Annotated in this window: 11 protein-coding genes and 1 pseudogene; 5 read left to right on the top strand and 7 right to left on the bottom strand. The window is 69.9% G+C overall.

Annotated features, from left to right (window positions below; translation table 11 throughout):
- The first annotated feature begins 56 nt into the window (after positions 1 to 56).
- The 3 genes from PKO50_RS17125 (at position 57) to PKO50_RS17135 (ending at position 3,119) form a co-directional block, all read left to right on the top strand.
- Entirely contained in the window at positions 57 to 1,445 is a 1,389-nt protein-coding gene (locus tag PKO50_RS17125; RefSeq protein WP_275626703.1) for an FAD-dependent oxidoreductase, read from the top strand.
- A 155-nt stretch (positions 1,446 to 1,600) separates the two neighbouring features.
- Positions 1,601 to 2,122 (top strand): sigma-70 family RNA polymerase sigma factor, encoded by a 522-nt coding sequence (locus PKO50_RS17130; protein ID WP_275626704.1) that lies wholly within the window; start codon positions 1,601 to 1,603, stop codon positions 2,120 to 2,122.
- A 61-nt stretch (positions 2,123 to 2,183) separates the two neighbouring features.
- Positions 2,184 to 3,119 carry a FecR domain-containing protein gene (locus PKO50_RS17135; RefSeq protein WP_275626705.1) on the top strand — a complete coding sequence of 312 codons (936 nt, stop codon included), beginning with the start codon at positions 2,184 to 2,186 and terminating at the stop codon, positions 3,117 to 3,119.
- On the opposite strand, the gene PKO50_RS17140 is transcribed toward PKO50_RS17135, so the two are convergent.
- The 7 genes and pseudogenes from PKO50_RS17140 to paaY form a co-directional block, all read right to left on the bottom strand.
- Positions 3,116 to 3,493, bottom strand: coding sequence for a cytochrome c3 family protein (locus tag PKO50_RS17140; RefSeq protein WP_109932086.1), 378 nt, complete (start codon positions 3,491 to 3,493; stop codon positions 3,116 to 3,118). The two genes, PKO50_RS17135 and PKO50_RS17140, sit on opposite strands and share 4 nt — an antisense overlap.
- On the bottom strand, positions 3,490 to 4,203 hold the full coding sequence (locus PKO50_RS17145; RefSeq protein WP_109932088.1) for a ferric reductase like transmembrane component: 714 nt from the start codon (positions 4,201 to 4,203) through the stop codon (positions 3,490 to 3,492). Before PKO50_RS17145 ends, PKO50_RS17140 begins: the two co-directional genes overlap by 4 nt.
- Before the next feature lie 78 nt (positions 4,204 to 4,281).
- On the bottom strand, positions 4,282 to 5,772 hold the full coding sequence (locus PKO50_RS17150; protein ID WP_275626706.1) for an aldehyde dehydrogenase family protein: 1,491 nt from the start codon (positions 5,770 to 5,772) through the stop codon (positions 4,282 to 4,284).
- Between the two features lie 67 nt (positions 5,773 to 5,839).
- Positions 5,840 to 6,241: a c-type cytochrome gene (locus tag PKO50_RS17155; protein WP_275626707.1), complete on the bottom strand. Its 402-nt coding sequence runs from the start codon at positions 6,239 to 6,241 to the stop codon at positions 5,840 to 5,842.
- Positions 6,242 to 6,834: 593 nt separating this feature from the next.
- On the bottom strand, positions 6,835 to 7,752 hold the full coding sequence (feaR, locus tag PKO50_RS17160) for a transcriptional regulator FeaR (protein ID WP_109933810.1): 918 nt from the start codon (positions 7,750 to 7,752) through the stop codon (positions 6,835 to 6,837).
- Between the two features lie 146 nt (positions 7,753 to 7,898).
- Positions 7,899 to 8,813 (bottom strand): annotated as a pseudogene (paaX, locus tag PKO50_RS17165) (phenylacetic acid degradation operon negative regulatory protein PaaX); the annotation flags it as partial.
- A gap of 80 nt (positions 8,814 to 8,893) precedes the next feature.
- A complete protein-coding gene (gene paaY, locus PKO50_RS17170; RefSeq protein WP_275626708.1) occupies positions 8,894 to 9,490 on the bottom strand; it encodes a phenylacetic acid degradation protein PaaY in 597 nt (198 codons plus the stop codon).
- Between the two features lie 512 nt (positions 9,491 to 10,002).
- Here paaY and paaF point away from each other — a divergent pair.
- Entirely contained in the window at positions 10,003 to 10,776 is a 774-nt protein-coding gene (gene paaF, locus PKO50_RS17175; RefSeq protein WP_275626709.1) for a 2,3-dehydroadipyl-CoA hydratase PaaF, read from the top strand.
- A gap of 42 nt (positions 10,777 to 10,818) precedes the next feature.
- Positions 10,819 to 11,610, top strand: a complete 792-nt coding sequence (gene paaG, locus PKO50_RS17180; RefSeq protein ID WP_089394729.1) for a 2-(1,2-epoxy-1,2-dihydrophenyl)acetyl-CoA isomerase PaaG — start codon at positions 10,819 to 10,821, stop codon at positions 11,608 to 11,610.

Below are 11,610 nucleotides of genomic sequence, written 5' to 3' on the forward strand. Positions count from 1 at the left end.
ACGCCGGCCGCCCCGGCGCGGCGAACCCTGCCCGAAATCCGACACGGAGCTTCCCCATGCGCCCCTTCTGGCTCGACCAGGCCCTGCAGCACGACAGCGACAGGGCCGCCCCGCTGCAACAGGACACCCGCGCCGACGTGTGCATCGTCGGCGGCGGCTACACCGGCCTGTGGACCGCCATCCAGCTCAAGGAACAGAACCCCGGGCTCGACGTGGTGATCGTCGAAGCCGACATCTGCGGCGCCGGCGCCAGCGGGCGCAACGGCGGCTGCGCGCTGTCCTGGTCGGCGAAGTTCTTCACCCTGGAGCGGCTGTTCGGGCTGGCCGAGGCGATCCGCCTGGTGAAGGCCTCCGAGCGCAGCATCCACGCCATCGGCGAGTTCTGCGAGAAGTACGGGGTGGATGCCGACTACCGCCTGGACGGCACCCTCTACACCGCGACCAACGCCGCCCAGGTCGGCGCCACCGACGGGGTGATAGCCGCGCTGGAGAAGCACGGCATCAACTCCTTCAGCAAGCGCCCGCTGGAGGACGTGCGGCGCATGGCCGGCTCGGACAGGCACCTGGAAGGCTGGTTCTCCCCCGCCGCCGCCAGCGTGCAGCCGGGCAAGCTGGTACGCGGCCTGCGCCGGGTGGCGCTGCAGCTGGGCGTGCGGCTGTACGAGGGCACGCCCATGACCGGCCTGGAGGAAGGCCGCCCGGCCAGCGTGCACTCGCCCCACGGCAAGGTGGCGGCGGACCGCGTGGTGCTGGCGATCAACGCCTGGATGGCGCGGGCCTTCCCGCAGTTCGAGCGCACCGTGGCCATCGTCTCCAGCGACATGGTCATCACCGAGCCGCGCCCGCAGCTGCTGCAGCGCATCGGCCTGACCTCGGGGGTGACGGTGCTCGACTCGCGCATCTTCGTGCACTACTACCACAACACCCCGGACGGCCGGATCATGCTCGGCAAGGGCGGCAACACCTTCGCCTACGGCGGGCGCATGCTGCCGGTGTTCGACCAGCCCTCGCCCTACCTGGAACTGCTGCGGCGCAGCCTCGGCGAGTTCTTCCCGGCCTTCGCCGAGGTGCCCATCGCGGCGAGCTGGAACGGCCCCTCCGACCGCTCGGTGACCGGCCTGCCGTTCTTCGGCCGGCTCGGCGCCGACGGCAACATCTTCTATGGCTTCGGCTACTCCGGCAGCGGCGTCGGCCCCTGCCACATGGGCGGGCAACTCCTCGCCTCGCTGGTGCTGGGCCTGGACAACGAGTGGACGCGCTCGCCGCTGGCCCTGGGCCCGCTCGGCCACTTCCCGCCCGAGCCGGTGCGCTACCTGGGCTCGCTGATGGTGCGCAACGCCATCCGCCGCAAGGAACAGGCCGAGGACCACGGCCGCCGCCCGCGGCGCCTGGACGTGCGCCTGGCGAAGTTCGCCGCGGCCGCCGGCAAGGCCGACAAGGCCTGAGCCCTCCCTCCCCCTTTTCCCTCACAAGCCGGCTGAGGGACGAGCGAGGCCGTGCCCGCGGCCTCGCTCTTTTTTTCTGCACGGCCCGGCTTGTGCCGGCCACCCCTCGCGAACAATAATAATTCTCATCCGAAAACGACTTGCATGGACGTCGCGTGAGCCTTTCCCACCTCGACACCGTGTTCCTCGCCCAGCGCACCCCGCTCCTGCGCACCCTGGCGAGAATGGTGAAGAACCCCAGCATTGCCGAAGAACTGGTCCAGGAGACCTACCTGCGGGTGGCCCGCACCCTGCGCGAACGCCCGGTGGAACACCTGGAGCCGTTCCTCTTCCAGACCGGCCGCAACCTCGCCCTGGACCACCTGCGCCACCTGCGCATGCAATCGCGCACCCTGCTCGACGACGTGCCCCAGGAGGTGCTCCAGGCGGTGCCCTCCAGCCAGAGCTCGGCCGAGGACGGCCTGCACGCCGAGCAACTGCTGGAGCGCCTGGGCTCGGCCCTGGAACGCCTCACCCCGCGCCAGCAGCGGATCTTCATCCTCAGCCGGCTGCACGGCTGCGGCTACGGGGAAATCGCCGAGCAGCTGGGGGTGTCGCCCAGCACGGTGCAGAAGGAACTCAAGCTCATCATGGCCATCTGCATCGACGTGCTCGGGCGCCTGGAGGCCCCGGCATGACGGGCTACCCATCGGCCCGCGGCTGGCCCACAATGTGCGCCCCCGATTCGAGGAACGCCGCGTGACCGCCCCGGACCCGCACCTGGCCGAAGCGCTGGACTGGCTGATCCAGCTGGAAGACGCCGACGCCGCCACCCGCGCGCGCTTCGACGCCTGGCTGGCCGCGCACCCGGCCAACGCCCGCGCCTTCCAGCACGCCAGCAGCCTGTGGGACTCGCCGCTGCTCGACCTGGCCGCCACGGGCCTGGAGGCCCAGGCGCAGCACCGCGCCCGCCACGGCAAGCGCCGGCGCTGGCGTTCCTTCGCCGCCGCCGCGGGCCTGCTGCTGGCCGTGGGCGTGGCCCTGCAGGGCGACCTGCTGACGCACATCCGCGCCGACCACTACACCGCCGTCGGCCAGCGCCAGAGCCTGCAGCTGGCCGACGGTTCGCGCATCCTGCTGAACACCGACACCGCGCTGTCCAGCCACCTCGACGAGCAGCGCCGCAGCGCCCGGCTGTACCGCGGCGAGGCCTACTTCGACGTGGCCCACGACCGCAGCCGCCCCTTCGAGGTGGACGCCGGCCCCGTGCAGGTCAGCGTGCGCGGCACCGCCTTCGCCGTGCGCTACCTGGGCGACGAGGCGGAAGTCAGCGTGCAGCACGGCGAGGTGGACCTGCGCAGCGCCGGCGACGACACCCGCGTCAGCCTAGGCGCCGGCGACAGCATCCGCGTCGGCCCCGGCGGCTTCGGCGAGCGCCGCCACAACGGCGAGAGCCAGCGCCTGCTGGCCTGGGTGCAGGGCCGCCTGGTGTTCGAGAACTGCCCGCTGGGCCAGGTGCTGGCCGAGCTGCGGCGCTACTACCCGGGCTGGATCGTCAACGCCGACGAGCGCCTGAAGGACGTCAGCATCACCGCCAACTACCGCCTGGACGACCCACTGGGGGCCATGCGCTCGCTGGCCCAGATCACCTCGTCGCACCTGCGCGAATACCCGCGCCTGCTGATCCTCAACTAAGGCGCGCCGGCTACCGCGGGTGGCGTGTGGCAGCCCTTGCAGGAGCGCACCGGGCCGGCCTGCTGGAACGCCTGCAGGCGCTTCAGGTGGCAGCCTTCGCAGAACTGGTGGAACTCGTGCTCGATGTTCACCGCCAGCTGCGGCGACTCCTTGTGGCAGAGCACGCAGGTGCGGCTGCCGCTGGGCGAGGCCGAGGTCGACCTGTCGACGAAGTCGTGATGGCAGGTGACGCAGTTGATGCTGCCATGGTTGGTGTGGTCGAAGTTCATCGGCAGCAGCGGGTGCTGGCGCACCAGGTGGTCGTGGCCATGCCGCGCGCCGATGACGAAGGCCGCCAGCAGCGGGATGGCCAACAGCAGGTACCAGCGCTTCATAGCAGCGGCAGGTCCACGCTGCCGAGCAGCGCGTAGAGCCCGGCCAGGGCCAGGCCGGCGCAGAGCACGGCAAGGCTCAGGCGGCTGGCCAGGTAGGCGCTGTGCCGCCGGCGCCCGCCCTCGGCGTAGTGCGGCGTGGGCCGCGGCAGCAGCGGCCAGGCCAGCGCGGCGAGGCTCAGCGCACCCCAGAGCACGGCCTTCCAGGTGGCGCCGCTGTAGTAGCCGGCGCCGATCATGTGCACCGCGGCCAGGGCGACTATGGCTGCGCTCCAGCCGTAGTGCCAGCGGCGGAAATCGACGTGCCTGCGCCAGATGCGCCGGCGCACGGCGGTCAGGCTCACCGGCAGGATCAGCAGCAGGAGCAGGGTCGCGCCATCGGCGGCGAGCATGTGCCAGGGCGCGCCGGGCAGCAGTTCGTCGAGCACCAGCGGCTCCTCCACCAGCAGCACCGCCACGTGGACGGCCAGCAGCACGGCGGCGACGAACGACAGGTCGCGGTGCAGCACCATGAAGAACTTGCCGTCGTGCCGCGGCCGGGCCATCGGCTTGCCGGTATAGGCGAACAGCAACAGGAACAGCGCCCCGGCGACGAAGCCGGCGACGTTGGCGAAGTCCCAGGCCGGGTGCACGCCGGGCATGGCCTGGAACAGGAAGATGGCGGCGAACGGCAGCAGGCAGGCCAGCGCCACGCGCAGGGTCAGTGCGAACATGCGGTCAGCCTCCTCTGCGGCCTCGCCCGGGAAAAGCGGCGTAGCGTGCCGCCACGCGGCACGCTACGCAAGCCGGCATCAGTGGGCGATGCACACCGACTTGATCTCGGTGTAGGCCTCGACCACCGCGCGGCCGAACTCGCGGCCCATGCCGGACTGCTTGACGCCGCCGAAGGGCATGCTCGGGTCCAGCAGCACGTGGGCATTGACCCAGACGGTGCCGGACTCGATGCGCGGCACCAGGTTCATCGCGCGGGTCAGGTCGTTGGTCCACAGGCTGGCGCCCAGGCCGTACTCGCTGTCGTTGGCCATCTCGATGGCCTGGTCCTCGGTCTTGAACGAAAGCACCGCCAGCACCGGGCCGAAGACTTCATTGTGGGCCACGGCCATGTCCTGGGTGACGTCGGCCAGCACGGTGGGGCGGACGAAGTAGCCGTCGCAGTCCATCGGCTCGCCGCCGCAGACCACGCGGGCGCCTTCGCGGCGGGCGGTCTCGATGTGCTTGAGCACCGAGGCCTGCTGCTTGCGCGAGACCAGCGGGGTGATCTGCGAAGTATCGTCCATGCCCTCGCCGATGCTCATGCCGGCGACCACCGCGCCGAGCTTGTCGACGAACTCGGCATAGCGCGACTCGTGCACGTAGAAGCGCGAGGCCGCGGCGCACACCTGGCCGCTGTTGAGCAGGCCGCCCAGCAGCGCGCCCTGCACGGCCTTGTCGATGTCGGCGTCGGCCAGGATGATCATCGGGTTCTTGCCGCCCAGCTCCAGGGCGAAGCGCGTCATGTTCTGCATGGCCGCGATGCCGACGCTGCGGCCCACCGCGGTGGAGCCGGTGAAGGACACCTTGCTGACCAGCTTGTGCGCGGCCAGGCCGCCGCCGATGCGCGCGCCGTCACCGGTCACCAGGTTGAACACGCCGGCCGGCACGCCCGCCTCGAAGGCCAGCTCGGCCAGGCGCAGGGCGGTCAGCGGGGTTTCCGAAGCGGGCTTGATGACCACGGTGTTGCCGGTGGCCAGGGCCGGCATCAGCTTCCACACGGCGATCATCAGCGGGAAGTTCCAGGGCACGATGCCGGCGACCACGCCCACCGGCTCTCGGCGGGTGAAGGCGGTGAACTTCGTCCCCGGCGGCAGCGGGATGGAGACGTCCAGCGACTGGCCCTCGATCTTGGTCGCCCAGCCGGCCATGTAGCGCATGAACTCGACCGTGGCGCCCACGTCGAGCATGCGCGTCAGGTTGATCGACTTGCCCTGGCTCAGGGTTTCCAGCTGGGCCAGTTCCTCGGCGTGCTGCTCCACCAGGTCGGCGAAGCGCAGCAGGATGCGCTCGCGGTCGGCCGGGCGCAGGTCGGACCAGACGCGCGCCTTGAAGGCGGCATGGGCGGACTTCACCGCGCGGTCGAGCATGTCCGTATCGATATCGGCGATCCGCGCGATGACCTCGCTGGTGGCCGGGTTGAGCACGTCGCTGGTGGGGCCGTCGTAGGCCACCCAGGCGCCGTCGATGAAGCAGCCGTGGCGGCGCTGGAGGAACTCGGCGACCTGCGGCAGGGTTGCGGTGATGCTCATGGTGACTCCTGTTCTTGCGGCCCGCGGGCCAGGCAGGGAACCGCTCGCCGGGAGCGGCCGGGAAAGGTCAGTGCTGCTGGCTGAGCCACAGGCTCAGGGCCTTGCGCTCGTCGGCGTCGGCCAGGCCCTGGTAAGGCATGTAGGTGCCCGGCACGGCGGCCTGGGGCTGGGTGACGAAGGCTTCGAGGCTCTCGCGGCTCCAGGCCGCGCCCTTGTCCTTCATCGCCTGGGAATAGCTGAAGCCGGCCAGGGAGCCGGCGTTGCGGCCGATCACCCCATGCAGGTTGGGGCCCATGATGTTGGCGCCGCCGGCATTGGCGGTGTGGCAAACCGAGCAGTCGCGCTCGAACACGGCCTGGCCCCTGGCGGCCAGGTCATCGGCCAGGGCCAGGCCGGACTGCGCGAAGCCTGCGGCCAGCAGCAGGCCGCAGAGGCCGGTCTTGATTCGGGTTTTCACGGTGAAAAGCATGCAGGGGCACTCTTGATCGATTCTTATCGGCCGCGTCTATGCACGGTCGGTCGAGGACGATTGTCGCCAGGGGCGGGAGTGCGGGTGTTTTTCTGTGTGCCAGTTGTGTTGGTGGGGGTGCCAATAAGGCGGCTGCAAGCGGCAGGCTGCAAGCTGCAAGCAAGAGCGGCAAGAGCGGATCGTGCCGGGGCGGCACGGTCGTAGGAGCGGACTCCGTCCGCGATTGGCATCGGCCACGCCGGACGCCCCGGAGGCACGGCCAACGGCGGATAACCGCGAACGGTTATTCGCCCTACGTCATGGGAGGGCTTGGCGTAGGGCGCATAACGCCTACGGCGTTATCCGCCGCCGCCGTTGGGCACCGGCATGGGGTTTGAGAGCGCCCTCCCCCTAACCCTCTCCCTGAAGGGAGAGGGGACCGTTCGGAGTGTTTGGCTGTTTTGGAGTTAGCCGGCTAGCACAGGGATTGCCGTCTGGAGCCAGGCCCCCTCTCGGCACGGACAAGCCCCCTCTCCCGCTTGCGGGAGAGGGTTGGGGAGAGGGGCTCTTGCCGCTCTCGCTTGCAGCCTGCAGCCTGCCGCTTGCAGCCGCCCCTAATGCACATACCGCTTCCGATACTCCCCCGGCGAAACCCCGAAGCGCGACTTGAACGCCGTGGAGAAGTAGCTGGAGTCCGAGAACCCCCAGGCGTACCCCAGCGCCGAGAGCTTCTGCTCGCCGGCCGCGTTGCGCAGGGACTCGGCGCAGAAGTCCAGGCGGCGGTTCTTGATGTACTGCGCCACCACCAGGCCCTTCTTGGCGAACATGCGGTACAGGCCACGCACCGACACGCCCACTTCGCGGGCGATCAGTTCCGGGCAGAGTTCCTCGGCGCCGATGTGCTCGTCGATGAAGGCCACTGACTTGCGGAACAGCCTTTCGTGGCTGTCGCCGTCGGCCTCCGCGCAGGCCAGGGCCGGGCGCAGCAGGCTGACCAGGGCGTCGAGGGTGGCCTCGCTCTCCTGCATGCCCAGGCCGTCCTGGCGGGTGGTTTCGAGGATCAGCGTGTTGGCCAGCACCGCCACCGGCGAGGTGGCCGGGATGCGCCGCGCGCAGTCGATGCCGGAGAAGCGCAGGCCGCGCTCCAGCACCTGGCGCGGGAGGATCAGCGACAGCTGCCGCGAATCGGCCTCGTAGTTCATGTCGCAGGGGCGGTTGGCGTCGATCAGGGTGATGTCGCCGCGCCCCAGCTGGACGCGGTTGCCGTTCTGCTCCATGTGCGCGCGCCCTTCGAGCTGGAATACCGCGAAGAAGTGGCCGTTGCCGCTGGAGCTGATCTCCTTGCTGGTCCGGTACAGGCGCACCTGGGCCATGTCGACGACGCTGAGCTTGATGGCACCGCCCTGGTACTCCCTCAGCTTCCCATGGAAGGCCGGCCCCAGGGTGCGCGCGTCGAAACGCCCGCAGGCCCGGTTGACCTGGCCCAGCCATGCCTCGAAAGCCTCATCCCTGGAAATCGATGAAGGGTTCATGACCTAAAGCCTCATGCACGCATTGTTGTTATCAGCGGACGCTCAGGCCGGCGCCCGTCATGGTCCGGCCCTGGGCCGGCGGTCCCGCAGCGCCGCCTCGGTCCGGCGCTTGTGAAGCATGTTTCGAGCCAACCCGGCTCAGGCCAGCCCCCGAAGCGCCGGTAGAAGCTCTCGCCGGCATCCGGCAAGGGACCGTCGGCGGTCTCCAGGGCGCTGTTCAGCCACACCTCGGCCCTGGCGTACACCAGGCGGTAGAGGTTGCGGCACAGCTGCCGCGCCGCGCGCCCTTCCCAGTCGCCGGGGAGCAGTTCGTCCGGCAGCTGCGGGTCGCGCAGTAGCAATTTGCGATATTCGTGGATCAACAGGGTGCGCGCCAGGAAACAGTCCTGGGCATCCGGCTCGCCCTGCTCGCGCAGCGCCTGCCACAACGGGCGGAACAGGCGGATGAATTCGCTGTAGTGGCGGCCCAGCTCGTCGATCTTCCAGCTCTCGCGCACCTGCAGGCGCATGGCCTTGGAGGCCAGCACCTCCTGGGCGTGGGTCTCGAAGACGATGCTGTCGTCCAGCGCGTCCAGGTCCAGCAGGGTCGCGGTGAGGTCGGCGCGGTCGCAGCGCGGGCAGGCCAGCACGCTCGGGGCGATGGCGCCGAAGCCCTGCCATTCCAGTTCCTCGCGCACCTGCTTGCGCTTGTCCGCCGCCAGTTGCGACAGCAGCACCAGCGTCCAGGCGCCGTCCCAGGCCGGCAAGCCGGGGCTGTAGACGCGCTTGAAGGCCTTCTCGAAACGCCGCCGGCCGGTGCCGGTGAGGCTGTAGTAGCTGCGCCGGCCGACCTTCTCGGCGGTCAGCCAGCCTTCCTTGGTCAGGCGGAAGATCGAGGTGCGGATCAGCCGCTCGTTGATCCCCATGGGCTCCAGCAGGCCGATCAGGCTGCCCAGCCAGACGGTGCCGCCATGGGGTTCGATGGCGTCGCCGTAGAGGGTGATGATCAGCGAACTGGCGCGGATCGGCGTCTGTTCCTGGAAGCGGGTGATCAGTTGGTTCAACGGGGCGAGACTGCTCATGGCTCGGTCGGGCGCGGATAAAGCGCCGACTATACCTGCCCGCCGGGCCGCCTGGCCATTGGAGCGAACCCCTACGAGGCTCATGCGCCCTGCCCCTTCGGGCGGAACCCGGAATCGCCCAGGCGCGGGCGCCCCGCCTCCACCGCCGCCAGCGGCTGGCATTCCACCAGGCTGGCCAGGCAGCGCCTGCTCAGTTGCTGGTACTCGGCGGTGCCGCGCTGCTTCCAGGCGACCTCCTGCTCGCTCAGCTCGCGCCTGACCGTGGCCGGCGAGCCCATCACCAGGCTCTGCGGCGGGCACTCGAAGCCGGCCTTGACGAAGGCGGTGGCGGCGACGATGCAGCGCTCGCCGATGTGCGCCTTGTCCATCACCACGGCGTTCATGCCCACCAGCGCGTCGGCGCCGATGCGGCAGCCGTGCAGCACGGCGCCATGGCCGATGTGGCCGTTGCGCTCGACCACGGTGTCGCTGTCCGGGAAGCCGTGCATGACGCAGGTGTCCTGCAGGTTGGCGCCCTCCTCCAGGATGATCCGCCCGAAGTCGCCGCGCAGCGCCGCCAGCGGCCCGACGTAGCAGCCGGGGCCGACGATGACGTCGCCGATCAGCACCGCCGTGGGATGCACGTAGGCGGTCGGGTCGACCACCGGGGTCAGGCCTTCGAGGCTGTAGCAGGGCATCTCAGGCCTCCTCTTCGGGCAGGCGAAGGGGGCGCTGCACCCCGGGAGGGCATCCGGCTTCGGCGAGGGATTCCAGCGCGCAGGCGCAGGGGGCGGACGGCATCGAGGCGACTCCTTGTGCACGGCGGCGCCAGGGGCGCCGGCAAGGCGGGACGGGAAAGGACCCGTCGTGATTCGTTGTCTGGAAAATCTTGTATCACAACAAATCCGATCGTCAATGCACTCAATGCTGTATCACTTCCCGCAACGACGATCGGCACCCCGCCACCCTCCAAGGAGGTACGGCCCCGGACCATCGTTTCCACGGGCCTCGAGGCCGCCTGACAACCTCCGTGCCTGGCATGCGCAGCAAGTCATAAGACACACAAATCAATTTTAGACTTGTTGTATTGTATCACTTTAGGCATATACTGGGGGCAAGCCAGGTTCCCTCCACGCCCCGGGCGCGGCGAACCGCAGAACAATTCCAATAAGCCGGCCCCCGGCCGTGCGTGCAGCCTGAGGAGCTTTACATGCCTCGTACCCTCGCCGTGCAGGCGCCGGAGGACGGCGTCCGCCTGATCACCCTGCAGCGCCCCGAGGCGCTCAACGCCCTGAACACCGAACTGCTGGGCGAACTGGCGGCGGAACTGGACGCCGCCGAACGCGACGCCGAGACCCGCGTGGTGGTCCTCACCGGCAGCCGCAAGGCCTTCGCCGCCGGCGCCGACATCAAGGAAATGGCCGAGCGCGACCTGGTCGGCATCCTCGATGACCCGCGCGTGGCCCACTGGCAGCGCATCACCGCCTTCGCCAAGCCGCTGGTCGCCGCGGTCAACGGCTTCGCCCTGGGCGGCGGCTGCGAACTGGCGATGCACGCCGACATCCTCATCGCCGGCGAGGACGCCCGCTTCGGCCAGCCGGAAATCAACCTCGGCATCATCCCCGGCGCCGGTGGCACCCAGCGCCTGCTGCGCGCGGTGGGCAAGTCCCTGGCCATGCAGATGGTCCTCACCGGCGAGGCCATAGACGCCCGCCACGCCCTGCGCGCCGGCCTGGTCAGCGAAGTCACCCAGCCCGAATTCACCGTCGAGCGCGCCCTGCAGGTCGCCCGCGTCATCGCGCGCAAAGCGCCGCTGGCCGTGCGCATGGCCAAGGAAGCGCTGCTCAAGGCCCAGGACACGGACCTGGCCAGCGGCCTGCGCTTCGAGCGCCACGCCTTCACCCTGCTGGCCGGCACCGCCGACCGCGAGGAAGGCATCCGCGCCTTCCAGGAAAAACGCCCGGCCCGCTTCCTCGGCCGCTGAGCCCCTTCTTTATATAGACCGATTGATGGAGCGAGCCCGCCCATGACCTTCGAGCACATCCTGTTTTCCATCGAGGACGGCGTCGCCCTCCTCAGCCTGAACCGCCCGGAGCAGCTGAACAGCTTCAACGCCACGATGCACGGCGAGGTGCGCGAGGCGCTCAAGTTGGTGCGCCAGAGCGAGGAAGCCCGCGTGCTGCTGCTGACCGGCGAAGGCCGCGGCTTCTGCGCCGGCCAGGACCTGTCCGACCGCAACGTCGCCCCGGGCGCCGAGATGCCCGACCTGGGCGAGTCCATCGAGAAGTTCTACAACCCGCTGATCCGCGCCCTGCGCGACCTGCCGCTGCCGGTGATCTGCGCGGTCAACGGCGTGGCCGCCGGCGCCGGGGCCAACATCCCGCTGGCCTGCGACCTGGTCCTGGCGGCGCGCTCGGCCAGCTTCATCCAGGCCTTCTGCAAGATCGGCCTGATCCCCGACTCCGGCGGCACCTGGACGCTGCCGCGGCTGGTCGGCCTGGCCCGCGCCAAGGCCCTGGCCCTGCTGGGCGAGCGCCTGAGCGCGGAACAGGCCGAGCAATGGGGCCTGATCTACCGCGTGGTGGACGACGCCGCCCTGCGCGAGGAAGCCCTCAAGCTGGCCCGCCACCTGGCCACCCAGCCGACCTACGGCCTGGCCCTGATCAAGCGCAGCCTCAACGCCAGCCTGAACAACAGCTTCGACGAGCAGCTGGAGCTGGAGCGCGACCTGCAGCGCCTGGCCGGGCGCAGCGAGGACTACCGCGAAGGCGTCGGCGCCTTCATGGAAAAACGCACCCCCAGCTTCAAGGGCCGCTGA

The sequence above is a fragment of the Pseudomonas sp. 273 genome (genome assembly GCF_029201425.1).
GTDB classification, from domain to species: Bacteria; Pseudomonadota; Gammaproteobacteria; order Pseudomonadales; family Pseudomonadaceae; genus Pseudomonas; species Pseudomonas delhiensis.

Coding starts and splice junctions, on each gene's coding strand:
- PKO50_RS17125 (WP_275626703.1), top strand. CDS start 57: ATGCGCCCCTTCTGGCTCGACCAGGCCCTGCAGCACGACAGCGACAGG.
- PKO50_RS17140 (WP_109932086.1), bottom strand. CDS start 3,493: ATGAAGCGCTGGTACCTGCTGTTGGCCATCCCGCTGCTGGCGGCCTTC.
- PKO50_RS17145 (WP_109932088.1), bottom strand. CDS start 4,203: ATGTTCGCACTGACCCTGCGCGTGGCGCTGGCCTGCCTGCTGCCGTTC.
- PKO50_RS17150 (WP_275626706.1), bottom strand. CDS start 5,772: ATGAGCATCACCGCAACCCTGCCGCAGGTCGCCGAGTTCCTCCAGCGC.
- PKO50_RS17155 (WP_275626707.1), bottom strand. CDS start 6,241: ATGCTTTTCACCGTGAAAACCCGAATCAAGACCGGCCTCTGCGGCCTG.
- feaR (WP_109933810.1), bottom strand. CDS start 7,752: ATGAACCCTTCATCGATTTCCAGGGATGAGGCTTTCGAGGCATGGCTG.
- paaY (WP_275626708.1), bottom strand. CDS start 9,490: ATGCCCTGCTACAGCCTCGAAGGCCTGACCCCGGTGGTCGACCCGACC.
- paaF (WP_275626709.1), top strand. CDS start 10,003: ATGCCTCGTACCCTCGCCGTGCAGGCGCCGGAGGACGGCGTCCGCCTG.
- paaG (WP_089394729.1), top strand. CDS start 10,819: ATGACCTTCGAGCACATCCTGTTTTCCATCGAGGACGGCGTCGCCCTC.